The 26132-nt window shown below is 51.5% G+C and carries 28 protein-coding genes; 13 read left to right on the forward strand and 15 right to left on the reverse strand.

Annotated features, from left to right (window positions below):
- The 8 genes from BLV87_RS16700 to petA all read right to left on the reverse strand — a co-directional run.
- Nucleotides 1-377: hypothetical protein (locus BLV87_RS16700; protein WP_175518014.1), on the reverse strand; the 377-nt coding region annotated here is incomplete at its 3' end.
- Nucleotides 378-710: 333 nt separating this feature from the next.
- Nucleotides 711-1175, reverse strand: a complete 465-nt coding sequence (locus tag BLV87_RS16705; protein WP_093070523.1) for a peroxiredoxin — start codon at nucleotides 1173-1175, stop codon at nucleotides 711-713.
- 29 nt (nucleotides 1176-1204) lie between these two features.
- Nucleotides 1205-2062 (reverse strand): alpha/beta hydrolase, encoded by an 858-nt coding sequence (locus BLV87_RS16710; protein ID WP_093070525.1) that lies wholly within the window; start codon nucleotides 2060-2062, stop codon nucleotides 1205-1207.
- Between the two features lie 95 nt (nucleotides 2063-2157).
- Complete coding sequence (locus BLV87_RS16715; protein WP_093070527.1) at nucleotides 2158-4677, reverse strand: cellulase family glycosylhydrolase; 2520 nt, start codon at nucleotides 4675-4677, stop codon at nucleotides 2158-2160.
- 175 nt (nucleotides 4678-4852) lie between these two features.
- Nucleotides 4853-5482, reverse strand: a complete 630-nt coding sequence (locus BLV87_RS16720) for a TetR/AcrR family transcriptional regulator (protein ID WP_093070528.1) — start codon at nucleotides 5480-5482, stop codon at nucleotides 4853-4855.
- Nucleotides 5483-5639: 157 nt separating this feature from the next.
- On the reverse strand, nucleotides 5640-6599 hold the full coding sequence (locus BLV87_RS16725; RefSeq protein ID WP_175518016.1) for a hypothetical protein: 960 nt from the start codon (nucleotides 6597-6599) through the stop codon (nucleotides 5640-5642).
- Nucleotides 6556-6945 carry a NifB/NifX family molybdenum-iron cluster-binding protein gene (locus BLV87_RS16730; protein ID WP_217630021.1) on the reverse strand — a complete coding sequence of 130 codons (390 nt, stop codon included), beginning with the start codon at nucleotides 6943-6945 and terminating at the stop codon, nucleotides 6556-6558. Before BLV87_RS16730 ends, BLV87_RS16725 begins: the two co-directional genes overlap by 44 nt.
- Nucleotides 6946-6962: 17 nt before the next feature.
- Nucleotides 6963-7559, reverse strand: a complete 597-nt coding sequence (gene petA, locus BLV87_RS16735; protein WP_093070532.1) for a ubiquinol-cytochrome c reductase iron-sulfur subunit — start codon at nucleotides 7557-7559, stop codon at nucleotides 6963-6965.
- Nucleotides 7560-7848: 289 nt separating this feature from the next.
- On the opposite strand from petA, the gene BLV87_RS16740 reads away from it, so the two are divergent.
- The 5 genes from BLV87_RS16740 to BLV87_RS16760 are packed head-to-tail and all read left to right on the forward strand — an operon-like array spanning nucleotide 7849 to nucleotide 13022.
- On the forward strand, nucleotides 7849-9246 hold the full coding sequence (locus BLV87_RS16740; protein WP_093070533.1) for a c-type cytochrome: 1398 nt from the start codon (nucleotides 7849-7851) through the stop codon (nucleotides 9244-9246).
- A 3-nt stretch (nucleotides 9247-9249) separates the two neighbouring features.
- A complete protein-coding gene (locus tag BLV87_RS16745) occupies nucleotides 9250-10473 on the forward strand; it encodes a hypothetical protein (protein WP_093070535.1) in 1224 nt (407 codons plus the stop codon).
- A gap of 10 nt (nucleotides 10474-10483) precedes the next feature.
- Complete coding sequence (locus tag BLV87_RS16750) at nucleotides 10484-10975, forward strand: c-type cytochrome (RefSeq protein WP_093070536.1); 492 nt, start codon at nucleotides 10484-10486, stop codon at nucleotides 10973-10975.
- Nucleotides 10972-12324 (forward strand): NAD(P)/FAD-dependent oxidoreductase, encoded by a 1353-nt coding sequence (locus BLV87_RS16755; protein WP_217630022.1) that lies wholly within the window; start codon nucleotides 10972-10974, stop codon nucleotides 12322-12324. Before BLV87_RS16750 ends, BLV87_RS16755 begins: the two co-directional genes overlap by 4 nt.
- On the forward strand, nucleotides 12321-13022 hold the full coding sequence (locus BLV87_RS16760; RefSeq protein WP_093070538.1) for a c-type cytochrome: 702 nt from the start codon (nucleotides 12321-12323) through the stop codon (nucleotides 13020-13022). Before BLV87_RS16755 ends, BLV87_RS16760 begins: the two co-directional genes overlap by 4 nt.
- Nucleotides 13023-13083: 61 nt before the next feature.
- Here the strand turns inward: BLV87_RS16760 and BLV87_RS16765 are convergent, their stop codons facing one another.
- Nucleotides 13084-13704 carry a hypothetical protein gene (locus BLV87_RS16765; RefSeq protein WP_093070540.1) on the reverse strand — a complete coding sequence of 207 codons (621 nt, stop codon included), beginning with the start codon at nucleotides 13702-13704 and terminating at the stop codon, nucleotides 13084-13086.
- A 141-nt stretch (nucleotides 13705-13845) separates the two neighbouring features.
- On the opposite strand from BLV87_RS16765, the gene BLV87_RS16770 reads away from it, so the two are divergent.
- A complete protein-coding gene (locus tag BLV87_RS16770) occupies nucleotides 13846-14553 on the forward strand; it encodes a Crp/Fnr family transcriptional regulator (protein WP_245707063.1) in 708 nt (235 codons plus the stop codon).
- 19 nt (nucleotides 14554-14572) lie between these two features.
- Here BLV87_RS16770 and BLV87_RS16775 read toward each other — a convergent pair whose 3' ends face one another.
- The 5 genes from BLV87_RS16775 to BLV87_RS16795 all read right to left on the reverse strand — a co-directional run bounded on the left by BLV87_RS16775 (nucleotide 14573) and on the right by BLV87_RS16795 (nucleotide 19262).
- Nucleotides 14573-14890, reverse strand: a complete 318-nt coding sequence (locus BLV87_RS16775) for a hypothetical protein (RefSeq protein WP_093070541.1) — start codon at nucleotides 14888-14890, stop codon at nucleotides 14573-14575.
- Between the two features lie 173 nt (nucleotides 14891-15063).
- On the reverse strand, nucleotides 15064-15171 hold the full coding sequence (gene cydX, locus BLV87_RS16780) for a cytochrome bd-I oxidase subunit CydX (protein ID WP_093070543.1): 108 nt from the start codon (nucleotides 15169-15171) through the stop codon (nucleotides 15064-15066).
- A gap of 10 nt (nucleotides 15172-15181) precedes the next feature.
- Nucleotides 15182-16324 (reverse strand): cytochrome d ubiquinol oxidase subunit II, encoded by a 1143-nt coding sequence (gene cydB / locus BLV87_RS16785; protein ID WP_093070545.1) that lies wholly within the window; start codon nucleotides 16322-16324, stop codon nucleotides 15182-15184.
- 11 nt (nucleotides 16325-16335) lie between these two features.
- On the reverse strand, nucleotides 16336-17937 hold the full coding sequence (locus BLV87_RS16790; protein WP_093070546.1) for a cytochrome ubiquinol oxidase subunit I: 1602 nt from the start codon (nucleotides 17935-17937) through the stop codon (nucleotides 16336-16338).
- Between the two features lie 146 nt (nucleotides 17938-18083).
- Nucleotides 18084-19262: a TsoY family (seleno)protein gene (locus tag BLV87_RS16795; RefSeq protein ID WP_093070548.1), complete on the reverse strand. Its 1179-nt coding sequence runs from the start codon at nucleotides 19260-19262 to the stop codon at nucleotides 18084-18086.
- Nucleotides 19263-19447: 185 nt separating this feature from the next.
- Here BLV87_RS16795 and BLV87_RS16800 point away from each other — a divergent pair, with 185 nt between their 5' ends.
- The 7 genes from BLV87_RS16800 to BLV87_RS16830 all read left to right on the forward strand — a co-directional run bounded on the left by BLV87_RS16800 (nucleotide 19448) and on the right by BLV87_RS16830 (nucleotide 24327).
- Nucleotides 19448-19723: a DUF3817 domain-containing protein gene (locus BLV87_RS16800; RefSeq protein ID WP_093070550.1), complete on the forward strand. Its 276-nt coding sequence runs from the start codon at nucleotides 19448-19450 to the stop codon at nucleotides 19721-19723.
- An 81-nt stretch (nucleotides 19724-19804) separates the two neighbouring features.
- On the forward strand, nucleotides 19805-21130 hold the full coding sequence (locus tag BLV87_RS16805; RefSeq protein WP_093070551.1) for a hypothetical protein: 1326 nt from the start codon (nucleotides 19805-19807) through the stop codon (nucleotides 21128-21130).
- Nucleotides 21131-21151: 21 nt separating this feature from the next.
- Complete coding sequence (locus BLV87_RS16810) at nucleotides 21152-21619, forward strand: hypothetical protein (RefSeq protein WP_093070553.1); 468 nt, start codon at nucleotides 21152-21154, stop codon at nucleotides 21617-21619.
- A gap of 82 nt (nucleotides 21620-21701) precedes the next feature.
- Nucleotides 21702-22352 (forward strand): Tll0287-like domain-containing protein, encoded by a 651-nt coding sequence (locus tag BLV87_RS16815; RefSeq protein WP_093070555.1) that lies wholly within the window; start codon nucleotides 21702-21704, stop codon nucleotides 22350-22352.
- Between the two features lie 86 nt (nucleotides 22353-22438).
- Nucleotides 22439-23143 carry a Crp/Fnr family transcriptional regulator gene (locus tag BLV87_RS16820; protein WP_093070556.1) on the forward strand — a complete coding sequence of 235 codons (705 nt, stop codon included), beginning with the start codon at nucleotides 22439-22441 and terminating at the stop codon, nucleotides 23141-23143.
- Between the two features lie 3 nt (nucleotides 23144-23146).
- Nucleotides 23147-23866 carry an arginyltransferase gene (locus BLV87_RS16825; protein WP_093070558.1) on the forward strand — a complete coding sequence of 240 codons (720 nt, stop codon included), beginning with the start codon at nucleotides 23147-23149 and terminating at the stop codon, nucleotides 23864-23866.
- Nucleotides 23867-23967: 101 nt separating this feature from the next.
- Nucleotides 23968-24327, forward strand: a complete 360-nt coding sequence (locus BLV87_RS16830) for a hypothetical protein (RefSeq protein WP_093070559.1) — start codon at nucleotides 23968-23970, stop codon at nucleotides 24325-24327.
- Between the two features lie 61 nt (nucleotides 24328-24388).
- Here BLV87_RS16830 and purH read toward each other — a convergent pair whose 3' ends face one another.
- Nucleotides 24389-25975 (reverse strand): bifunctional phosphoribosylaminoimidazolecarboxamide formyltransferase/IMP cyclohydrolase, encoded by a 1587-nt coding sequence (purH, locus tag BLV87_RS16835; RefSeq protein ID WP_093070561.1) that lies wholly within the window; start codon nucleotides 25973-25975, stop codon nucleotides 24389-24391.
- Between the last annotated feature and the right edge of the window lie 157 nt (nucleotides 25976-26132).

Genomic DNA, 26132 nt, shown 5'->3' on the forward strand with positions numbered 1-26132 from the left:
TGCACATGCTCAAGGCTGACGGTCGCCCCGGCTTCGGCCTTGATGCCAGCCCAATCGCCGGGCAGAGCGTCGGTATCGGCGCTGCTCAGCACCACAGGGGAAACCTCGGTACCCTGCATCACCAAGTGACCGCCTGCCTGAACTGTGATCCCCGCGCCATCTACGACACGAATTTCGGTACCCGCACTGATGGTTAATTTTACATTCGCAGGAATAATGATATTGGTGTCTAGAATATGTATATCGTCAGATTCCCACCTAGAATCCTGAGTTAAAGAGTCAGAATGATTCCATGCACCCCATGTTAGACTTGGGGCTATGCTCATCAGAATTAAATAAATAAACTTAATTAGCAAATTCCTATCAATAAACTTCATTTGAATGCCGATGGATAATTATATCTTGGGGTATTGGTCAGTAAGTAAGCGTGATAAATTTACTGAATATATAGAGTTTAGGTCAAGAGTAATTCACAAGTATTTTGTATTATTAATGAAATAATTTTATTTAAATTTTAAATATTTGATTTATATATAATTTTTTATATAAATAAAATTATTATTTCAATAGATTTTATTTATAAATATGCATTGGGATTCTATATCTGGATGAAGCTAACGCTTATGCCTATGTGGTCGAGTTTACGTCAATTGGCAAACTGGTGCGAATCAGTCTTGCTGACGGGGTAATTCCGGTCTGATGAACTGAATTTAAAGTTGTTTGACCACATCCAGCATGGCTTGGGCGTGACCGTTAGGGGTGACTTGATACTGGGCTGTTACTAGCGTTCCATCTTTGTCGATGACGAAGGTGGAACGCACAATACCCATTTTCTTCACACCGTTCTTTTCCTTCTCCTGCCACACGCCATAAGCCGCGCAGACTTCGCCGGACGTATCCGCCAACAGTTCCACTTTTAGCCCGAATTTGTCGATGAAGGCTTGATGGCTGCTGCAATCATCTTTGCTGACCCCGATCACCACGGCATTATGTGCGGCAAATTCGGCTGCCAGTGCGGTGAATTCGTTCGCTTCAATGGTGCAACCGGGGGTATCGTCTTTGGGGTAAAAGTACAGCACGATGTGTTGCTTGCCTGCGAAATCAGCCAGTGACACGGTTGTGCCGTGCTGATTGGGGGAACTGAACGCGGGGGCAGGTTGTTTGGCTTGTAACATCAGCGGGTCTCCAAAAAATAAAACAGCCGCTACGATAGCCTGAAACCCGCTTCCCGTAAAAAAGCCAGCAATGCGGGCGCGTGTTCCTCGATTTTATCGACGGAGGCGTGACCCGCGTCGGGAATTTCCAGCAGGGTTAAACGTGCTTGCGGGCAATGGCTGACGATGGCATGTGCATCGGTGAGTGGCACAACCTGATCGTCTACCCCGTGCACCAACAGAATGGGGCAATCAATCTGGCATACGCTATTCAGGGGCGCAATTGCCGCAAAGCGATGCCCGATTACCCATTGCACATAACGATTGATGATGCGAATCAAAATGTTGGGTAAGTGTACCGTTTGCAGGTAACGGCGCATCACCCATTCAGGGTGCGCAAACGCCGATACGCTGATCACAGTGGCAATATCAGTACGCCGCGACGCTGCCAGCAACACTGCACCCGCGCCGACCGAATGCCCCAGTACCACCAGTTTCTCGCAAGCCGCCGGATGATTGGCGTGCAGCCACGCCAGCGCACTCTCCAAATCTTCGGCAAAACGGGGTAGGGAGGAAAAGCTGTGGGCGTCACTTTGACCATGATTGCGGGCATCGAAGAGCAACACATTCAGACCCGCTTGCCGGAACGGTGCGGCGATGGGCAACATCAGCTCGGCATTGCTGCCCCAACCGTGCAGGATGACCAGCGTTTGCGTGGCATTGCCAGCGGGCAAAAACCAGCCGAATAAACGTTTGTTGGCAACGCTGGGAATCCATATTTGTTCAAAAGCAAAGCCTAAATTTTGCGGTGTAACTTGCTCGATTTGGCGGGGGGCGCGAAAGCCCCAGTGGATACCGAACATGAACAGGGCAACTACCCCAGCAATAATCCCCGTAATGATCAACATTTTTCAACCTGATAGAAGCTGTCACCCTATTTAAAGTTAAAAAGGGGGAGCATTCAAGCTCCCCCATGTTCTTCAACGGCAACCTTAACTTAATATTACTTAACAGTCAGGCTAATGGTTTTGGTGTTATTGGTGCTGACATTATCGGCAAGGTCGGAAGCAGCAGTGCCTGTCAAATTTAACGCACCAGCTACAGCAGGTCTCAGGTAAATGTAACGGTCACGGGAAACGCCTTTTGCCAAATCACCAAAACTGCACACGACTTCCGCAGCAGAAGGCACACATTCCGCAGCACCGGATACCCAGGCGGTATTGACAGGCATGGGCAAGACAAACCGTGCGTTTTTCGCCACGTCCTTGCCGTTGTTTTTCAGCACAAAGTTAAACCCAACTGCCGCACCTGTTTTCGGCTTAGTAGAGGTTGCCGTAAACTTGGTCAATGCCATATCTGCATTGCCTGTGGCAGGTGGGGCGGCATTAATGGCAAGGCTCAGGGTCTGGGTATCAGACAAGTTTTTACCATCTGTTACCTTGACGCTGAAACTGGATGTCCCCGCCGTGGTGGGTGTACCATTGAGGACACCTGCCGTACTCAAGGATAATCCAGCAGGCAAGTTGCCGCTGTCGACTGACCAGCTATACGGGGCTGTCCCTTTGCTGACATTCAGGGTTGCGCTGTAGGTTTTCCCTACTGTCCCGGCAGTCAATGAAGTGGTGGTGATGTCCGGCGGCAAAACAACCGGTTGTGCAGTCACGGTCATGCTGATGGCTTGTGTATCGGTAGCGGCCTTCTGGTCAGTGACTGCCAATGTGAAACTGAATGTCCCTGCTGTGGTGGGTGTTCCCGTGATTTTTCCATCACTGCCCAAAGTTAACCCTGCGGGCAAACTGCCTGCTGCCAATGACCAAGTATAGGGCGATGTACCACCGCTGGCACTCACTTGTGCGGAATAGGCTGTCCCTTCCATCCCGCTGGGCAGACTGGTGGTGGTGATGTCCAACGCCGGAGGTGGCGGCGGCGGCGGGGGTTCAGCCCCATTAATGGCGGGCAATGCAGCCTTGAGAGCCACCGTGGTTTTGGTATGTTCATTGGGGTAGCTGTTCCAGCTACGGTAGATGCCAAAGTTATTTTCGTTATAGTGGAACAACTGGCGGCTGATACCGAAATGGTCAAACGCGGCATTGGCGTGTTGCAGCCACGTTACCCCGTTGACACCTGCCAGTTCGTATTTCTCGAATGTGACCCCGTATTCACCAATGTTGAAGGGCACGGTAAAGCTGTCAGTGGCGGCATCGTAGAATTCACTCAAGCCTTCCCCATTGCGCAGTAGCTGCTTGAACTGTTCCAGTGTGCCGGTGTAAGGCGTGTTGTTGGTATGCGAACCTGCCCAACTCCACGGTTCATACCAGTGGACATCGTAGAGGATATTGTCGTCCGCCAGTTTGTACATACCCTTGTCACTGGGGTGGAAAGACACTTCCACGTCAATCAGGTGATTAGGGTCAACAGCACGGATTTTGTCAATCAGGGTTTGGGCGTAGATAAACCAGTTGTTGATGTGCGGTTCGTTGATTAGGTCATAAGCGGCGATGGTGGTTTCATTGCGGTAACGCTGGGCAATGGCCACCCACAAATCTTCCAGGCGTTTTTTCAGGTCAGCACGGTTGCCAAACCCTTTGAAGTCGTTGCTTTGGTAGCCACCGGGTGGGACGTGCATGTCCAGTATCAGGCGCAAGCCGTTTTGTTTGGCCCACTGGATATGCCGGTCAACCAATGCCCAGCCTTCATTCTTGTAGACACCGGGTGCGGTGCTGCTCTCAAACAGGTTGTAAGACAGCATCAGGCGCACACTGTTGAAACCGAGGTCACGGATTTCCTGGTAAGACGCTTCATCCACGTTCTTGTATTTGAAATCATCAAGGGGCGGCGGTGGGTCAACGTCATTGCCCAGATCGTACAGGTAAACGTTAACCCCTTTCATCAGGAACGGGGTTTTCTGCGACCCCATCACCAAGCGGTTGCCGTCCGCATAGATTAACGTTGAGGCATCCAATGTTGCAGGCGGTTGGTAGCCAACCTCGTCTGTGGTCAGCGGTTTCACAAACGCCTCATCCACTTGGAACGGTTTATTGGCAGCAGTGCCGCTAATACAGACTTTGAGTGTATCAGTGGGGGCAAAACTGGCTTGCCACACCCCATAAACCCGCGTCCATTTGTCGGGATAAACCTTGGCATCGTAGCTGGATTGTTCGCCATCCAAAGTAATCGGGGTAGCCCCGTTCTTGATCAAACCGAAGGAAAGGTTGGCGGAACTGCCCACGCCACTGCTCAAGCGTACCCGCGCCCCAAATTCGTAGAGTGTGCCATTTTGCAGGTTGGCGGTGTTCAAGGTGTACAGTGCCCCGGTAGTACACCCGCTATAGGCGGAATCGACTTTCATCCCGGCTTGACCGGCATAAGCAGCTACTGGGTCAAGGGTGAGGATGGATTTGGTGCTTGCCCATGACAGCGCCCCGCTTTCAAATCCACCGTCGGTTATTAGGTTTCCTGCCAATGCTGTTTGCACTGCCAGCATTAGGGGGATGGAAACCAAGCCCCATGTGTACGTTTTCATAAATACTCCCTCGCTTTTCTTTCAATATTGTGATCAAGATTGCTTTGTCACGGTCTCGCAAATACCTTGCTAAAAACAATGTTATCAATGATCACATAAAGGTTAAGCGATATTCTTGACCATTGCCAATGTTTATGCGGTATATCATTTTTTTGTAATAAACGGCGAGGGAATATTATTGATGCTTAAAACCTAAGCCCCGTAGGACAGCATCAATATGCCAGTCCAGTGTGCTGGTAAACATCTCTTCCGGTAGGTGTTGGTCGATGATGAGGCTACAAATCCCATGGAATGGAGCCCAGCAAAACAATGCCTGGGTTTCCAGATCAGCGGTTTCGATCAGTCCAGCTTGCTGACATTCTTCCAGTAACCATACGAATTCAGCAAAGTTTTCTTCACGTGCGGCGGTCAGTTCGGCACTGGCGTTGTCACCTACCAGATTTTCACGGTACATGAGGCGGTAATAATCGGGGTTGTTGATGGCAAAGTGGTAATAGTGGTGCGCTAGTTTGCGTACCCGTTCAATCGGGTTCAATGTGGTTTCCAGCCGGATGGCACGATCCTGCTCAGTTAGGCGGGTGAAGGCACGGGTGGCTACTTCGCACAGCAACTCATTTTTGCTAGCAAAATGTCGATAAGGAGCCGAGCGAGCTACACCCAGCCGTTTGCCCAGTTCATGCAGGGTAATATTGTCGAGTTCGTTAGCGGTTAACATCTGCTCGGTTTCAAGTATTAACGCCGTGCGTAAGTTACCATGATGGTAAGTACCTGCTTTTTTCTTGTCTGATTTCCCGTCTTCTGTCATCAACCTACCCAAGCGTTCTGATCCGATTGCAGAATGTATATGGTTAAAGTTGAATGAAAAAGCTAAAAGGTTCAATTACTGTAAAAAAACAGTAATACAGAGAAGTGTTTCTCAATTTTATGATCAATAGGTGTTCTGCATTAGAACAATGCCAGCGTCAAAAATCGTAGCCAGCCCCGATCCACGTACTGTCATGCGCAAAATCCGCATCAAACATACCCGGAACACTGGCGCTGCCGATAGGCGTATTGATCGCCGCACTGTCGTAATCCCAGTCACTGCGGCTATGCCCAATGCTGACGAAGGCATTTTTCAGTTGCGGTTGGTTCAGCAATTTGGCGGGTTTGATTTTGGCTTCGACTTCCAGCGTGCGGTACGTACCGTCCATGTCAATGCCGGAGCCGACCCAACCGTTATCCATTTCGCCGGTTTGGTGGTTGAGGGAGGCATTGCCTGCGACTTCCAGCCAGGGGGTTGCCTGATAGCTGCCTTGCACCGCGACACCCGCTTTGTAAGCGGTGATTTCGGTATCAAAGGTATCCAGCATTTCCAAAGCGAGGTTGGCAGCGGGCAGGGCATTGCGCACTTTCATGAATGGCGTGCTGACACCGGTATTCACTCCGACCCCCACATGCCCCCGCGCAGTTTTCAGCACATCGTAACCCACGCCCACGTCAAGGTTCACGCCGTGGATGCGGTAATCGGCTGGGACGGGAATCTTGGTATTATCGGCAATCAAATCGGTGACGCTGCTACCGATCACAGGCAGGTTGCTGGTTAGCGGCAAGCTGGCAAGGTCGGTCATCTGGTTCACCGTATCCGAGTCGAAATAATCGGCGCGAAATTGGTAATACAGCGGCGAACCGTTGATATTACGGTGGGGTTCCGCCAGCGTCCAGGTATCCACTTCCAGCGACGTATCCATGCTGACAAAGGGGTTGGCTGCTGCGCCCATGTCGAAGTCGCCGCTGCCGTAGCGCAATTCCAGGGCGTGGGCGGGGGCAATGCTGGCGAAGCTTAAGCAAGCAAGGATTGCTGAGCGGGTTAATACATCCATGTAAACAAGTCCTGGGTTAGTGGTGGTCATGCCCGTCATGATGCTCATGATCGTGTTCATGCGGCGCTGCGGGTGGCAGTGTATTCGACAACAACGCTTTCACCGCCGTCACCGGGTCGGTTTCCGCAGTTGCCCGCACCATCACACCCCGGCTGCCCATTTTACGCACGAAACCTTCGCCACAGCCGCCGGTGATTAAGTAGTCCAGTTCAAACAAGGGGTGTTCACCCTGGCCATTCCATTCGTGCAAGGCCATTTCCTTGGGCAAGTCCAGCCGCTCAAGTTCCTGTATTTCGCTGCCGTCATAAGTTTCGTACACCATAAAACGCCGCCCCTTACCGGCATGTCCGGTAACGGTGCGGAAATTCTGGCTGCTGACGCCAATTTTCAAAGAACCAACTTTCATAGGGAAACTCCTCGTCATTAAGCGACATTACCGTCTTCGCCGATCAGGATGGTATTGTCATCCTTGAAGTAATACGGCGGTACGACCAAATTAGTGGCAGCGGGTACGTTTTTGTACACCCGCCCCGCCAAGTCAAAGCGTGAACCGTGGCAGGGGCAATACCAGCCGCCCTTCCAGTCTGCACCTAAATCTTCCGGTGCAACTTCCGGGCGATACGTTGGCGAGCAACCCAGATGAGTACAAATTCCCACCAGCACTAAATATTTCGGGTCACGGGAACGGTGTGCGTTTTGTGCGTAGGTCGGTTGTTGCTCAACCACGGCAGAGGCGGGGTCACGCAAACTGCCATCGTTGGCGGGCAAGTTTGCCAGCATTTCTTCGGTGCGGTTTACCACCCACACCGGTTTGCCGCGCCAAATAACCCGGATCAATTGCCCCGGCTCGACATTGCTGATGTTGACTTCAACCGGCGCACCTGCTGCCAGCGCCCGTGCACTCGGCGACCATGAATTGAGAAACGGGACGGCAACCGCCGCCACACCCGCCGCGCCCACGACCGACGTAGCAGCAACGAGCAGGCGGCGACGGCCTTGATTAATGTCTGTGTGTGTCATGCAACAGTGACTCCTAAAAATAAATGCCGGTATTAAACCCGCGATGACTGAGCAAACTACTGGGTTAAGCGCCTGATTGCATTGCGAAACTGCAAACCAGTTGCATTCAGTCGATGATTTTTTCTATTGATATTTGTCAACAAACGTGAAATTTCACGGTTTTTTAATTGATTTTTTCGATCTTTTAAAAATGTCAAAGCTGATTACTCGGAAAAGGAGGAATCTCCACGCCCTGCTTTAGGGTGCAATGACCACGGGTTGTTGCTAGATAAATAACAAGGAGATTTCTATGGAAATGCTCGGCTTATATCCCACTTGGTTAGAGCCAATGGTGGGCAGCGGTTGGGTGGTCGCGATTATTTCGACCATCCACGTGTTGGCATCCCACACCTCGGTGGGCGCGGCAATGGTGTTCGCTTACCTTGCGGTAGTGGCGTATCGGCAAGACAAGCCGGAATTGCTCGATTACATCAAAAAGTACGGCATGTTTTTGCTGGTATTTTCTTATGTGATTGGCTCGATCACCGGCCCCGGTATCTGGTTTTCGACCACGGTTGCCAGCCCGCGCGGGATTTCGGCATTGATCCACAGCTTTGTGTGGAAGTGGGCAACCGAGTGGGTGTTCTTCGTCATCGAAGTGGTCGGTGTGTATTTGGTGGTGTATCTGGTCGGCAAGGTTGACCAGAAAACGCACATGCGCATTGCGGTCATTTTCGGGCTGGCGTCTTACACCACCATGCTGATTATTATCGGGATTTTGTCGTTCATGATGTGGCCGGGCAAGGAGGTGTGGTTCACCGAAGGCGGCTACCTCAACGGTTTCTACGGCGCGAATACCTTTGCGCAATTGGCGATGCGTACCGCGTTTATGTTCACCATGACGGCGGTGGTTGGCGGGATTGTGGCTTCGGGCATTAAGGAATTGGCGTTCAAGAAAGCCATGCTGCGCCGTTTGGCAGTGTTGGGGATTGTGTCCACGCTGGCGGGTTCGCTGCTGTTCCAGTGGTATTTGCATACCCTGCCGGAACAGGCGCATATCGTGTTGGAAAACCGCTTGCCGGATTATTTCCAGCCTGCGCTGATGATGGTGTTGAGCGGTATTTTGGCGTATTTCCTGTTTACCTTGGTGATGCCGCGTTTGATTGTGCCAGCGATTGCGGGCGTGATGACGGTGGCGATTCTGGTGTTCGGCTTGTGGCCTGAGGAAGTGGCGCGTGAGTCCATCCGCAAGCCTTTCGTGGCGGGGCAATACGTGTATTCCAATCAGGTTATTGCGCGGGATGTGCCGGGGTTAGGAATTAAATCGGAAATTCCGCTGCTGGAGGAAAAAGGGTTTCTGCAAAGCCATGTATTTTTGCCGGAAAACCTGCGCACCGTCACGCCGGATAATGCGCGGGCGGTGGGTCATGCGCTGGCAATGACGGCATGTTCCAACTGCCATTCCTTGACCGATACCGGGATTCGTCCGCTGGCGAAGTATTTCGGGGGCAATACCGATGTGGGTGACATCAAGGATTATTTGCTGGGCGCACTGGCAACGGGCAATACCTTGTACATGCCGAAAATTCCGCTGACTGATAGCGAAGCCGAAGCCTTGGCGGTCTACATTGGCGCGTTGAAAGATGACACCGTGGCAGAAAACTATGCCGCTACCCGCAAGCCATTGGCACAAGCAGGGGAGAAATAAACCATGAATGCTGAAATGTTATACGCCTTGCGCGATGTGGCGGGTGTGCCTTCGCACCCTGTGACCTTCCTGATTTTGGGGGTGTTGACGTTTGCGTTGCACATCCTCGCGGTGCAGGTGATGTTGGGCGCGTCCGGTTTGGTGATTTGGGGCGCGTTGTCGAAAGCGGCTTATCAACGTCAGTTGGCACAGGCGATGTTGGGCGTGGCGAAAATTGCCGTGTCGGTCGCGGTGGTGTTGGGGGTTGCGCCCTTGCTGTTTGTGCAGGTGATTTATGACCCGTTTTGGTACACCTCGAACGTGCTGTCGGCGTGGTGGGTGATTGGGTTTATTGTGATCCTGACCGTCGCGTATTTGCTGATGTATTTTTTCTACGCGAAAAACCATCATTTGGGAACGCAGAAAACCATTTGCCCCGGCTCGATGATCTTGTCACTGGCGTTGATGCTGGTGGTCGGTTTCATTATGCACGTCCTCACCTATCAAATGTTGTCGCCGGATCAGTGGATGCAGTGGTATGCGCCCAACGGTGAAATTGATGCGTCAGGGCGAAAATTGCACGATTACAATCTGTGGCGTTTCGGGTTTTTCATCAGCTTGTCGGTGCTGGTGATCAGTGGCTGGTTGTTTGCTTACCGCCATTATATTAGTCACCGTACCGATGTGGATAACGGTTATCTGCAATGGTTGAAAGGGCTGGCAACGGTCTTGAGTCTCGCCGGTGGCATCGTCGCACTGGCCTTCGGTATTGGCTGGATGGCAACCCTGCCAGACAGCCAGGCCGGTTTTGGTTTCTCACCTTGGGTTGGGCTGGCAGCGGTGCTTATCTCCCTCACCGCTGTTATGCCAAAACTCATTGGTAGCCGGGTGAATGCGCCGTTGTTTGGTTACGGTCTGTTTGGGCTGGCAGCCATCACGGTGATTGTGGTGGCGATTGCGCGGGAAGTGTTGCGCTGGAATATCCTGTTTGGTGATTTTGGCTACAACGCGCTTGATTATCCGGTGAATATGGACTGGTACAGTACGCTGTTGTTCTTCGGCACGTTTGTGATTATTGGTGGCTTGGTGTTGAGCTATTTCCTCACTGTGGCCTGGCAGGCGGGACAAACGGAAGGGGTGTATACGCCTTCGCCTGCGGTGACGCGCTTGGGTAATCTTTCCATCCTCCTCATCACGTTGTGGATTATCCACTTCTTTGTGCTGGGGTTGTGGGTGTGGCTGCGCTAAGGGGGCAATGATGAAACTGAACACAATCCTATTGCCGCTGTTGCTGGTGTCCTGCATTGGCACGGTACAGGCAGACGAGAAAAAAGCGGTTGAAAAAGTCGCCAAAGCCGTAGAAGCCAAAACGGTAGAAGCGAAAGCACCTGCTGCCGACAGCGTTTCCAAAGACGAATTGCGCGAGATGATCCGCGAATTGATTCAGGAAGAAATGGCGAATTTGCAACCGACCAGTAACACGGACAGCAAGCCGGTTGCGCCTGCTCATGCTGCTAAAGCGGGCGAAATTCTCGCGCATACCTGTGCGGGATGTCACGGCACGAACGGCACGCTGGAAAACGAAGCCTTCATGCCGCTGGCAGGAATGCCGGAGCAGGAATTCGTCAAAACCATGCTGGATTTCCGCGATGGCGCACGCCAATCGACCCTGATGGGCACGGTTGCCAACGGCTTGAGCGAACAACAAATCCGCGACATGGCACGTTATTTTATGGAGGTATCCCCATGAGTCTGAGCCGACGTGAATTTTTGGGGCTGCTCGGCGCAACCGCGCTGGCGGGTGCATTCCCTATCCGTAGCGCATTTGCGGGGGCGCAACCGCATGTGGTCATTATCGGCGGCGGGGTAGGTGGGGCAACCACGGCTAAATACCTGCGGTTGATGGATGCCAACCTAAAAGTAACGGTGATCGAAAAGAACCCGATCTACATCCGCCCTTACGGTTCAACCGAAGTGCTGACGGGGCATATTGGCATGGACGATTTGCACGTCACTTACGACGCGCTCAAGTCCAAATACGGCGTGAATGTGATCATTGACGAAGTGACCGGTTTTGATCCTGACAAGCGCAATGTCAGCTTGAAAGGTGGGCGTAAAGTCAGCTACGACAAGCTGGTGGTGTCACCGGGGATTGAATTGCTGTACGACAAGATTCCGGGCTATTCCTTCGAGGTGGCGGAAAGCAAAATTACTTCTGGCTGGATTCCGGGTAAGCAAACCGCGTTGCTGGGCGAACAGCTCAAAGCCATGCCGCAAGGCGGTACGTTCCTGATGGTGGCTCCGCCCGCGCCCTACCGTTGCCCGCCGGGGCCTTACGAGCGTCCGGCATTGGTGGCGGAATGGTGCCAAAAACACAACCCGACAGCCAAAGTCATTATCGGTGACCCGAAAGACGAATTCGTCACCGACCAAACCATGATGCTGGGCTGGAACCGCTTGTACGGCTTCAATATCCCGCAAAAATTCCGCAAGGATATGCCTGCGAGTGTGGAGATCAAGCAGCACAGCAACCCCGGCATTCTGAGCTGGATTCCGAAAGCGGATGGCGGCACACCCGTGTCGTTGGACGTTGAAAAAATGACCTTAAAAACCGAGGGCGGCGACATCAAGGCGGATGTGATCAATATCGTGCCGCCGATGCGGGCGGGCAAGATTGCTACCGCGATGGGGCTGACCGACGAAAAAGGTTGGTGTCCGAATAACCGCAAAACCTTTGAATCCAGCCTGCACCCGCATGTGCATGTGATTGGTGATGCGTGTCATGCCGATGCGATGCCGAAATCCGGCTTTTCGGCGAATACGCAGGCGAAAAGCGTGGCGCGTGCCATTGTCGAAGCGTTGGCAGGGCGTGAAATTCCTACGCCTAGCTGGGAAAACACTTGCTACGCGCTGGCGGGTTCGGATTACGGGTTGTTCGTCGCTGACGTGTTCGAGCTGGCAGAAGCCGAAAACAAGATTAAGCGCGTGGGCAAGTTCAGCCGCTATTTGAAGCTGGATGCGACTCCGGCGCAAATCCGCATGGGCGCGGTGTATCAGCAGGCTTGGCTGAAATCCTTCACGGAGGACTGTTTTGCATGAAAACTTTACAACTTTCCTTCATTGGCGTGGGTGCTGCCCTGTTGCTATCCGGCTGGGTGTGGGCAAATGATGCCGCGCATGAAGTAGCGGATGCGGTTAAATGGAAGCCTGCTACCTTGCGCGTAGCGTTGGCGGATATGCCGACGGGTGATATTTCCCGTGGTAAGGAATTGAACACGCAACTGATGTGTGCGTCATGCCACGGTGAAAATGGCGTTGCTCCGACCAGCAATTGGCCAAACGTTGCCGGACAAAAAACCGATTACACCTACAAAATGTTGCTGGATTATCAGTCGGGTTTACGTAGTGAAGATGAGCGCAGCAAGCTGATGACGGTGGCGGTTGAGCCGATGAGCCAGCAGGATATGGCGGATGTGGCGGCGTATTACGCGAGTTTGCCTGCCCATGAAGCTAGGGTGAAAGTCCCAGTGCCTGCGGATGCGGAACGGCTGGTGCGTAAGGGCGATCCGACCCGTCTGATTACCCCGTGTGCGTCGTGCCACGGGGTGAAGGGGCAAGGTGGCAAGGAAGCGGCTCCGGCATTGGCGGGGCAGTCGGAAAAAGCGTTTATTCGCACCATGACGCTGTATAAAAATGGCGAGCGTGATAATGATGTCAACAAGGCGATGGCACAATTCGCCGCTAAGCTGACCGATGAGGAAATTCGGCAGTTGGCGGCGTATTACCAAGGATTATAAGTTTCGTTAGTGCTTCCTCCTCCTAGCACGTCTCCCCGGCTTCGGTCGGGGATTTTTTTGCTTAGCACCCTGATGCAAGCATTTCTGCTTTGTAGGTGTTGTAAACGCTGCTGGAGGCGGTGTAAGGCCATGTCGGCCAGTCCACACCACCGCCATGCACCAGACTGCCGCTTAAACCGGTTTGCAAGGGCAAGTTGGTGAACTTAACCCACACGCGAAAATTGCCTGCCCCGTGTATTGCTTCGGCGGTTTTGAGCATCGCAATCAACGCCAATTTTGCGGTATTTTTGGTTTTTTGCCGCCCGGCAACGGTTGCGCCATTTAAGGCATTAAAACCCGCCATATCCAAGGTGAAGGAATATTCGTATACCCCACTGCTGGTGTAACGGTCGAAGTTGTAGGTGTAGGGAATGGTGGTGGTGCCATTCACCAAGAGGTTGATGTTTTGGTACGTGCTGGTTCCGCCCAAGACTTGGTGCAAGGTTTTGGTTTCGGAAAAAATGCCTTCCATTAAGCTGGCGAGGGGGATGCCGAATTCGGCTTCCATAAGCTGCTTGTCTAAACACACATAGCCGCTTTGCGCCCGTTCGTAAGGGATGAAAAATTCGGTGTATTCGGAAACCGTGGCTTGCACACTCGACGTTGCGGTGAATAGTAAAGCACTGGCTAATAAGCGTTTCATATTGTTGCCCTCGCTAGTTGAAAGTGGCTGAACCGCCCACTCTTAATCACAGTATAGTGCAGTTGGCTGATTGCCCTTAATTTTGCACCATGATTACAACATGGGTATATTATGAATCACTAATAAAATTTTCCAAGGGTAATGCGTGTGCCACAACTCCAAGCCAAAGGTCATTGCTCGACCTGTAGTATTCGACCCATTACGATTTTTTCCACGCTGAATGCGGCGGAAGTGGAGCAAATTCAGGCATTTCAACCGGCGATTATTCGTTATGAGCCGGGTGAAATTATCTACCATCAAGGTATGGAAGCGCATTATGCGTTCACCCTGCGACAGGGTTTTGTCAAGATTGTCAATAGCTTGGCGGACGGGCGTTCGCATATTGTGCAATTGCTGCGCGATGGTGATTTTTTTGGTTTCGGCGGGCTGTCGGGGGTGGAGTATAAGCACTCGGCGACTGCGTTGAATACGGTGGAAGTGTGCCGCTTACCGCTGGCAGATTTGCTTAAACTTAAGCACACGCATCCCAAGGTCGAAACCGAAATGACCAAACGTTGGCTGGAACGTTTGCACCGTGCTGAAAGTATGTTGGTGGAATTGGGGGCGAAAAAAGCCGCTGAACGCTTGGCTTCGTTTTTATTGCGCTGGTGTGCGGGGAACGCGCCGAATACGTGGGTGGCGTTGCCGCTGAATCGTGCTGAAATCGGTGAGTTGCTGGGCGTGACCATTGAAACCGTCAGCCGCTTTTTTGCGGATTGGAAGCGTCAAGGCTTTATCGGTGAGTCTCGCGGCAACATCCAGATGTTGGATGCTGCCGGTTTGCGTCAGGTGGTAGGCATCGATGAATAGTGACGCTACGCGCTTTTGGTTAAAGGGCAGCTTTTTGCAGGGTAACGACTTGCGTCCACTGTTCTGGGGTCAAAATGGTCTGCATGTGGTCGCGGCATTTGGTTTTTTGTTCGGCTAAAGCGCGGCGCATCGCAGCCATTTCATCAAACTGTTTCATCAGATCGGCTTCACTTGTGCCGTTCATGGAAGCCTCCGCTAACGCTTTTTCAGCATCCATTGGCGAGGCTGCGGTAGCAGCAGGCATAGCCTGTGCAGGGGCTGGTTTGGCGGCATCATCGGCGACAGCCACACCAACAAGGGCGGCGGACAGTAATAAGTAGCTGATCGGTTTTAACATTGGGTTTCTCCTGAATTAATCATTATTTTGGAATGGATAGGCGAAATCCTGAGGGAGGCGGGCAGAAAACGCATTGCTTATTGTCAAAGCTGGCGGAAAGAAACCGGGGTGGCCTTTGGGAGCACAACCACCCCGGCAAACCGCTAGAGAAGGTTTGTTATTGTATTTGCTGGCTATTGGTCAGCGTTTTCCATCTCCCCATGAAACTCTAACCACATCACATTGATAATGCCGAACGCACACGCGAGCAGCACCCCTAAAATCCATGCGAAATACCACATAAAAATCTCCTTAATAAACCGCGTGATCGTTATCACGAATGAATTTAACCGTGATTTTTCCCCACAACTGCTTGTAGCACCAGAAAGTGTAAAACAGGATGATGGGTACAAAGATGATCGCCGCCCAGAACATCACCGCCAGCGTCAAATGGCTGGAGGACGAATCCCACAGCGTCAGGCTATGGTTGGGGTTGGTGCTGGAGGGCATCACGAACGGGAACAGCGATACCCCGGCAGTCAGGATCACGCCCGCCACCGCCAGCGAACTGCACACAAATGCCAGCACCGCACGGTTTGCCCTTGCCAGCAGGAATGCGCCCAAAGCCCCCAGCAAACCCAGTGCCGGAAGCAGCATCGCGGGCGGGAATGCTACGTAATTTGCCAACCACGCGCCAGCCATGGGCACAACGGTTTTTGCTACCGGATTCGGCAGGGAATCGTGCGGTGGTTCTTGGGTAATCGCGTAACCATCAATGCCAGCCCACAACCAGACACCTGCCAGTGCAAAGGTGACAAACACCCCCAGCGCGGTGAATTGCGCTGCCTTGCGTGAACGCGCATACACCTCCGCATCGGTACGCATCATCAGGTAAGTCGCGCCCTGCATGGTGAACATCAACAAGCTGACCAAGCCTGCCAACACTGCAAACGGGTGGAACAGGCCAAACAAGCGTGCAGTGCCATCAACCCGCAGGAACTCGTCAAACTGGAACGGCACACCCAAGAACAAGTTACCAAACGCCACCCCGATTACCAGTGGCGGGATGACACCGGAAGCCACCAAGCCCCAATCCCACGTATTGCGCCAGCGTGGATCAGCAATCTTGGAGCGGTAATCAAACCCCACCGGGCGGAAGAACAGCGAGAACAGCGTCAGCACCAGTCCCCAGTACATCATCGAGAACGCCGCCCCGAAGGTGATCGGCCACGCCGCAAAGATTGCGCCTGCCGCTAGGATCAGCCACACCTGATTGCCATCCCAGTGCGGGGCAATGGCATTGATGGCTACCCGGCGTTCCACATCGTTCCTGCCGACATAGCGCAGCAATGCGCCCACGCCCATGTCGAAGCCATCGGTCAAAGCAAAGCCGATGAACAGCACGCCCACCAGCACCCACCAAATCACCTTGAAAGTTTCGTAATCAAAAATCATCTGCCTACTCCTTATACGTGGTCATTCAGTTTGTCGGCAAACACAGCACCAGCATGACCGCCATCCGCGTGTTCCCCGTGATAACGCCCAGTATGCAGGCTGGCTGGGCCAATCCTGGCGAACTTGACCATCAGGTACATTTCCGCTACCAATAAGAGGGTGTAGAAGAGTACAAACCCGGTGATGGATCCGATCAAATCCCATTCTGTCAGGGTCGATGTTCCCAAGAACGTCGGTAACACCTCACCAATCGCCCACGGCTGACGGCCTATTTCTGCTACAAACCAGCCAGTTTCAATGGCTATCCAAGGCAGCGGGATGGAGTAAAACGCCAGCCGCAGCAGCCACGGCTTGTGCCATGCAGTCTTTTGGGCGCTGTAGTAGAATGCCAACCCAAACACCATCAGCATGAAGAAGCCACTCGCCACCATGATGCGGAATGTCCAGAACAGCGGCGCGACCCAAGGTACGGTACCTTTCGCAGCGAGTTTGATTTGCTCTTCAGTAGCGTCGCTCACATTGGGGGTGTAGCGTTTCAACAATAGCCCGTAACCCAAGTCGGCTTTCAGGGTGTCGAACTGGGCTTTTTCAGCTTCCGTAGCGGTTTTTTGGCGCAACTTGAGGAGTATGCCGTAAGCCTGCATACCGTTGCGGATGCGTTGGGTATTGGCTTCCACCAGGTCATTGATGCCCTTGACTTCCTCCGTAAGCGAGCGGGTAGCAATCAAGCCCAATGCCCACGGAATTTTTACCTCAAGACCGTTGGTGCCTGTTTCCTGATCTGGGAAGGCGATCAGATTAAAACCGGCTGGAGCTGGGTGGGTTTCCCATTCTGCCTCAATCGCTGCCAGCTTCATTTTCTGCACATCCCCAGCCTCATAGCCGCTTTCATCCCCCAGCACGATGGTTGACAGGATGGCAGCGAAGCCAAAGGCAGCGGCGATGGCAAACGAACGCTGGGCAAATGCCAGGTCACGCTTTTTCAGGATATACCAGGCACTGATGCCCATCACGAACATTGCCCCGCAGACATAGCCAGCCGACACGGTATGCACGAACTTGACCTGTGCCACCGGGTTGAACAGCACGGCGGCGAAATCGACCATTTCCATGCGCATGGTTTCGTAGCTGAATTCGGAGCCGACCGGGTTTTGCATCCAGCCATTCGCAATCAGTATCCACAGCGCCGACAGGTTGGTGCCAATCGCCATCAGCCACGTCACCAGCAGGTGTGCCTGCTTGCTCAGGCGCTCCCAGCCAAAAAAGAACAGCCCGACAAAAGTGGATTCGAGGAAAAAGGCCATCAAACCTTCAATCGCCAGCGGTGCGCCGAACACGTCGCCGACGTAGTGCGAGTAATACGCCCAATTGGTGCCGAACTGGAATTCCATCGTCAAGCCAGTGGTGACACCGAGGGCAAAGTTGATGCCGAACAGCTTGCCCCAGAATCTCACCATGTCTTGGTAGACTTGCTTGCCCGTCATGACGTAGACGGACTCCATAATGGCGAGGATAAAGGTCATGCCCAGCGTGAGCGGGACAAACAGGAAATGGTAAAGTGCCGTAATGGCAAACTGCCAGCGCGACAAGTCCACAACAGTTTCGGTTATCACAACAGTTGCCCTCCTTTGATATAAATGCAACATTGTTGCAATGTATAACACGGAAAAGCCGACTAAATCATTGCGGTTTTTCAAAAGAGAACCCCATGCATACTGTTGGCATCCTTTTGAGCGGGGATGCCAACGTCTGCGAGGGTTCAGGTTAATAATTTGTTGTTAAGGTGGAACATGGCCCACAACGTTTGGATTTGCAGCACTACCAGTGGTACAAGCAGGAAAAAGTATGCCAGTGAGTTTTTTTCCAGCAAGCCCGTACCGACCAATCCGACGTGGATAAAGAAAAAGCCCATCACATAACCCGCGACACCGGGGCAAATCAGCGCGAATGAACCGGCACTTTTTTCCTTGCCATAAACATAAGCATCAAAATAACCGAGTTTTCTCATCACTGCATAGCCGAGTACCGCGAACAGGATTTGTACGCTGGCCAGCACGGTGAGCAGCCCAAGGCTTTCAATCGGTTCAACATGCAGGCCAAAGTTATGGTGCATTGCCATCGACAAACGGTATAGCGCAATACCCGTCACGGAAATGATCGGGATAATGATCCACAATGACACCGATGCTTCACGGTCAATACCGTGTTCCAGCATGGAGCGGAAACCCAGCACCAGCTTGGTGGCAGCGAGTATTCCGGCGGCGCTGATAAACATCAAGGACAGCACAAAGCCAATGCCAGAGGTCAGCGGGACTTTGCTCATGGCAGCGGCGGCGGAAAAACCGACCCCGACCATGCCAAACGCAAAGATGGCCAACATCTGGCTCAGGTTATTGTTACGGCTGCAATCAAAGTGCCCCGTGACCAAAACACGGCTCATAAAGTCGATGAAAATGCGCACGGCATACCAACCCGTGATGGCAAAAGCGAGCATAGCCAGCGGGAACAGGTATTCCACCATTGCCCACAATCCCGGCACGAACAAGCCACCCAGAATAAACCCAACGTTAATCGTCATGGCAAACGTCAGCGGAATTGCCATCAATTGCACTTCTGCATTGGTTTGAATCACGGTTTGGTAAGTTGCCGTTTGGCGGAAATGGCGGTATTCACGCACATTCCACACCAGCAAACGCAGGTGCAACAAGGAAAACAGGATAATTCCCAACAAAGCAATCACCGTCAGGGTTTGCAGCATCAGGTTGTCGCCCTGTAAAACGGCTTGCAGCGATTCCCAAGTGGGAATAGGAGTCGCTTTGTGCGGGGTCATAAACATCAGGTACATAAAAAAGGTGACAACTGCACCACCTGCCCCCAATGCGGATAAAAAATACAAGGGGGAATAGGTATCCCCTAATTTGTGACGTAAGTTGAACATAGCGATGTTCTCCATCTAAAAGTTAATATATAACTATATTATTAATTTCTAATTTAGATTGTTTTGTAAAATCGCAAAGTCCACGGTATTTTTAGGTTAAATTTTAAGCTTTTTTATAAATATCAAAGTAAAACACTCGGAAAACCGACATCCTTGCTGCTTCATTAAGGCTAACGAGAATTCTCATGCTGAGTAAAATTGCCATCATCGAAGGCAGCACCTTATTATTGCTGCTGTTTTTGGCTGTTCCCGCCAAGCGTTTGTTTGGTTACCCCGAAGCTGTGACCTTGATGGGGTCGATCCATGGTGCGGCATTTATTGTCTATGTTGTCACCTTAATGGCTTTTTTTGCAGGCAAACACCTGAACCTGCAACAATTAGGGGTGGGCTTGTTTGCCGCTTTCATCCCCTTTGGCAGTTTTGTGTTTGAACACAAAGTATTGAAACCGCGCCAACTCTGATATGGATTGCGGAATTTCAATCGGCAGTTTGGTTTTCTTGTGCTATAAGTTGCAACCTTGTTGCAAATTGAGAATGGGAAAATGAAGGGAAATATCGCACTCGGTGTGTTGTTGGTGTCTGGTCATGTGCTGGCGGTGGAAGTTGAACCGCTGTTGTATGTCGATTCCGTGATTTACGGCGATTCGGAAGGCGGTGATGCCGGAAGTTATGCCGGAGAAGCACTGGGTGTTTACAATGTTCACAGTGACGGCGCGGGTGGGCATGAAGGCCATTCACATGGCGGCCTGGAGCAGGGCGCACACATTCGCAGTATTGAAGCAGGGCTGGATTGGCAAGCCAGCGACAAGCTCGACGGGCGTATCAAGGGTGTGATTTTGCCGGAAGATGGCGAGGCAGAACTGGAAGAAGCGTGGGCGCGTTACCGCTTGCCTGCCAATACCAGCGTCAAAGCGGGCAAGCTGTTGAGCGCATTCGGTGCGAACAATATTCACCCGCACGAGTCCGAATTCGTGCAGCAAAACTTGCCGGTGCAAATGCTGCTGGACGGCGGTTTGATTGAGAAAGGCGTGCAACTGGAATGGCAGCCGGAAATCGCCGGAACGCACCTGAAAACCGGTGTGGAACTGTTGGATGGTGGCAATCGTGGCATTGCCGCGCAAGAGGAAAGTGTCACGGGGTATCAAACCAGCAAGGGTAAAACCGCCAATATTAGCTACCCCGAACACCCCGATTTCCCGCAAGTCAGCCATGTTTACCTCAAAGCTGAAAAAGAATTGAGCGAAAAACACGCCATCAGCGGCGGCGTGTCTTACCTCAAATCGCGCCAGCATCAGGAATTGCACCAATACCACCCCGGCATCAACGAAGCCGACCACGGTTTAAATGGTGAAGCGTCGATGTGGAGTGCTAATGCAGCGTATGCGCACGATACAGGAAAAAGTGGAGATGTAGGCAATTTCAAAGTGGCAGCGGAATACCTTTACCAGAACAAGGATTTGACACTGAATTTCCACGAAGATAAACCTAACTTGGTCGGGCAACCACGCGATTTGCACGTTGATGGTTATTCGGTGCAAGGTAGCTACCAAATAGCCCCAAAATGGCAGGTTGGTTTGCGTCATGAAAGAGTCGGTGGTACACATGAAGCGCGTCGCCCCAGTGCGCCGCCGTTTCCAACCCAGACCAGCTATTTCAACGACATGAAGCGCAATACAGTTGCAGTCACTTGGCAGCCTGCCAAGCAGCATCAATTACGACTAGAAACTGCACATAACAACTTCGATGTTGGCGAAGACACCAACGGCGACGGGCGCAGCGAAGCCGTCAATAAAACCTTTGACCAATTCATGCTGCAATACCAGTGGAGTCTGGATGGCGGGCATGACAACAAACACCATGACCACTAACCCCAAACCTGAGAGGTTTTTATGTTGAAAAAACTGTTGTTCCTTACACTATTGTGCTTTGGCTTAAATGCAACGGCATTCGCGGCTGAACTGAAAGTCGGCGATGCCTTGCCTGCTATCAGCCTGAAAGATCAGCACGATAAAGCCATCACGGTGGCGGCGGATGTGCAAACCCTGCTGTTTGCGATTGAAAAACCGCCTTCCGAGCTGCTGAATACTTACTTGATGAAGCAGGATAAAGATTTCCTGACCACGAAAAAGGCGTATTTTCTGGCAGATATTAGCGGAATGCCGAGCATGATTACCAAAATGTTTGCGCTGCCCAATATGCGTGAACGCCCTTATTCGATCCTGCTGGCTTACGATGCGAAAGAGGCGGAATTCATGCCACGCCAAAAAGATCATGTCACGCTGGTGAAAGTGAAGGCGGGCAAAGTCGATAAAATTCTGTTCATCAAGGATGAAGCCACGTTAGTGGATAATTTTTGATTTGTATCAATGCGGTAGTGGTTGGTTTTAGGCAATTTCCGCCCCTGTTTTAGATAATGTTTAGCGTATTTGAGGTATCGAGATGAATAAGTATGTAGTCATGGTAAGTTTGGCGGCTTTATTGACAGCCTGTGGAGAAAAAGTTGAGCAAGCGGCTGCGCCAGCAGAAGCACCAAAAGCCGCAGTACAAGCCCAACAAGCAGCTCCTACTGCTGAAGCAGCAGCACCTGCGGTTGATAAAGCAGCATTGGCAGAAGAAGCCAAAGCAGCCGTGCAAGCACTCGGTGGCACACTCAAGGGCGAACTCGAAGCTGCTATGAAAGCGGGTGGCCCGGTTGACGCAATGGGTATTTGCCACACCAAAGCACCTGAAATTGCTAAAGCGGTTTCTGCTGAAAAAGGCATGGAAGTTAGCCGCGTCAGCCTGAAAAACCGTAACCCAGTGATGGGGCAGGCAAATGAATGGCAAACCGCCGTATTGAACGACTTTGAAACCAAAAAAGCAGCGGGTGAAGACCCGGCAACGCTTGCTTACGCGGAAGTGGTGGATAACGAATTCCGTTTCATGAAAGCGATTCCAACCGCCGCCGTGTGTTTAAAATGCCATGGTACTGAACTTAGCCCAGCGGTCAGTGCCAAGCTGACTGAATTGTACCCTAACGATAAAGCGACCGGTTACCAAGAAGGCGACTTGCGTGGGGCATTCGTTGTTGTGAAAAATCTCACTCAGTAACGCTGGCTTCTTGCCATACCCTCTCCATACACTTAGAGTATATTGGTAAGATACCGTTGCTTAAGCGGTATAATTAAGGAGAGGGTATGTCAAACATCAAAGGCAGGGGACACTGCCAATCGTGCCAGATTCGGCATTTGAGTATTTTTGCTCAGTTGCCAATGAATCGGTTGATTGAAATACAGGCGTTTCAACCGTCTGTTGTCACCTATGCTGCCGATGAAACGATTTATCATCAGGGTGATAACTCCCTGAATGCTTTTACGTTGCGTAAAGGCTTGGTAAAACTGATTAAAACACTACCCAATGGGCGTACTCAGATTGTGCGTGTTTTGCGTACCGGTGATTTATTTGGTTTCGACGGTTTTGCTGGGGAGGCTTATAATCACACAGCTATCCCTCTCAATGAGATCGAAGTTTGCCGCTTGCCCTTAATGGATTTAGCCGAATTAAAAAAACAAAATCCTGAAATTGAAAACACCATGATGAAACGTTGGATTCAGCACCTACGTGAAGCTGAAGACATGATGTTGGAGTTAGGTGCGAAAAAAGCAGCCGAACGCTTGGCTTCCTTCTTGATTCGTTGGTGTGAAAACAGCAAGGGTGGTTGGGTGGCATTGTCACTGTCGCGTGCAGAAATCGGGGAGCTATTGGGATTGACGATTGAAACCGTCAGCCGCTTTCTGTCTGACTGGAAACGGCAGGGCTTTCTGAATGAACAACGCGGTAGCATCCAGCTAGAAAATGTCGAAGGCTTGCGTAAAGCGGCTTGTTCCAACGGGAGTTGCTAAGGCATGAATAGGATGTCAGCAGAAGCCAGTCTGAATCTGTATATCACTGCTGTACACCCTTGCCCTTATCTACCGGAACGTCAGGCCATGAATCTGCTGGTTGACCCCTGCTATAAAATGACCACTGAATTGTACGGACGTTTATTGGATAGTGGTTTCCGGCGTAGTGGTGGTGATGTTTATCGGCCCCATTGTCGGCATTGCAGTGCCTGTGTTTCTACACGTATTCCGGTGAATGATTTCAAACCCAGCCGTTCTCAGCGTCGTAATCTGAAGCGTAACCAAGATTTACAGGTCGTGATGAATCGTGGCGGTTTTAAGCGAGAATACGAGGCATTATATCGGCGTTACATTGAGCAGCGTCATAGTGGCGGGGGTATGGATACGGACAGCAGTGATACCTTTGCGGGGTTTTTGTTGGCACGTTGGTGCAATACGCTGTTAGTCGAGTTTTGGGGGCAAGAGCGCTTATTAGCCGTCGCGGCGGTTGATGAGTTGAAAAATGGCTTGTCTTCCGTGTATACCTTTTTTGACCCGCAAGAAGGTGAAGTGCGAGGTTTAGGTACGTTCGCCGTGTTATGGCAAATTGAATGGGCACGTCAACGCGGTTTGCCGTTTGTATATCCCGGTTATTGGATCGCTGAATCACAAAAGATGCGTTATAAAATTCATTTTCAGCCGATAGAAGGACTGATCAATGGCGGTTGGTCTAGAGTTGTTTAATAATCAATCATACCGTTCATCGTTGATTCATTGAGCTGTGTATATCATACATGTTTTTTATGATAACTTGAATGCCATTGGTGGATGACGGAAATATAACGATGATTAAGACATTTACCCTGAGAGCCATTGACCATGACCAAGCAACGCCTGAAAGTGGTTTAATCGCATGGCATGTAATTGATGAAAATAACCGTAAAAGAATCGTAAAAGCAACGACTGAACTGAGTCGTCAAGGCTTTATTAAAACAGTTAAACCCCATCACGATCGTGAAATGCCATTGGTGGAATTGCTTTCTTATTATGTAGAAGGTGAAAGTTTCCGCATTGATTTTGGTATGTTCAATGAAACCTTTGGCTATACACCGCGTGAAGTGTTTGCTGCTACTCAAGAACAATCGGAAAGTGCCAGTAATCGTATGAAAAAAGGCATTCGCCAGCTCTTTCACGTCCCCTTCTAATTTCTAATGCTTTCACTGCAAGGTAAGGGCGAAACATTTCTCGCCCTTACCGCTAAGTCTATTAGTGCCTAAAGTGGCGCATCCCAGTAAAGACCATCGCCATGCCATGCTCATTCGCTGCCGCAATCACCTCTTCATCACGCATTGAACCGCCCGGTTGAATGACCGCTTTGATGCCCGCAGCTGCTGCGCTGTCGATACCATCGCGGAATGGGAAGAACGCATCCGATGCCATGACCGAACCCGGTACAACCAGCCCGGCATGTTCCGCTTTAATGCCTGCAATCCGTGCGGAATTGATGCGGCTCATCTGACCCGCACCCACGCCGATCGTCATATTGCCTTTCGCGTACACAATCGCGTTGGATTTAACGAATTTGGCAACCTTCCACGCAAATTGCAGATCCAGTAATTCCGCTTCGGTCGGTTGGCGCGTCGACACGACTTTCAGCTCATCAAGTAATGCAAGGTCAGCCGTTTGCACCAGCAAGCCACCGTTGACACGTTTGAAGTCCAAGCGAGCAGCAACTTCAGAACCCCACTGATCGACGGTCAACAAGCGCACGTTTTTCTTGGCAGCAACCACGGCAACCGCTTCAGGGGAAACACCTGGCGCGATGATGACTTCGACAAACTGACGCTCGACGATCACTTTGGCTGTTTCACCGTCCAGTGGTTGGTTGAAAGCGATAATGCCGCCAAAAGCCGATTCAGGGTCAGTGCTATAAGCGCGGTTGTACGCTTCTAGCAGGTTCGCACCGACCGCAACCCCACAAGGATTCGCGTGTTTGACGATGACGCAAGCCGGTGCACCGTCAAATTGCTTGACGCATTCCAATGCTGCATCGGTGTCAGCGATATTGTTGTAAGACAGTTCTTTGCCTTGAATCTGGGTGGCTGTGGCAATGCTGCCAACCGGCGCATTGTATTCGGCATAGAATGCACCTGCTTGATGGCTGTTTTCACCGTAACGGCAATCTTGTTTTTTGGCGACTTGCAAGCTGAAAGTACGCGGGAAGGTAGCAGGTTGTGCGTGGCTGGCTTCACCGACCCGTGCACCGAAGTAGTTGGCAATCATGCCATCGTAACGTGCGGTGTGTTCAAAGGCTTTAATCGCAAGGTCGAAACGGGTCGCAGGGCTGATACAGCCTGCGCTGGCTTCCATTTCCGCTTGAATGCGGGCGTAATCGCCGGGTTCTGTCACGATGGTGACATGTGCATGGTTTTTGGCACTGGCGCGTACCATGGTGGGGCCACCGATGTCGATATTTTCCACGGCATCTTCAAAGGTACAGCCCGGTTTGGAAACAGTCGCTTCAAACGGGTAGAGATTAACCACGATCAGGTCGATGCGTCCGATGTTATGTTCGGTCATGATGGCATCATCGACACCGCGACGCCCTAAAATACCCCCATGGATTTTGGGATGCAGGGTTTTAACACGCCCGTCCATCATTTCAGGGAAACCCGTATGGTCGGAAACTTCGGTGACGGGTACGCCATTCTCTGCCAGCAATTTAGCAGTGCCCCCTGTGGATAGCAGGTGTACGCCTTGACCGTGTAAGAAACGAGCGAATTCGAGCACGCCCGATTTGTCAGAAACGCTTAGCAGGGCGCGGGTGACGGGCAGATTAGAAGCGGTTGTCATCGTGTGTGAATCCTAGGGGCGAAAAACCTTGTATTCTATGCTGTGGGTTAGTTTGCTGCAATGAGGTGAAGTCACCACGCTCACTTTGGGTAGCTATCCCAACCGAATGGGGTGATGTTATGCTCTACGCCATAACGTTTTTTCAGGAGGAGGTTTC

The sequence above is a fragment of the Thiothrix caldifontis genome, assembly GCF_900107695.1.
GTDB classification, from domain to species: domain Bacteria; phylum Pseudomonadota; class Gammaproteobacteria; order Thiotrichales; family Thiotrichaceae; genus Thiothrix; species Thiothrix caldifontis.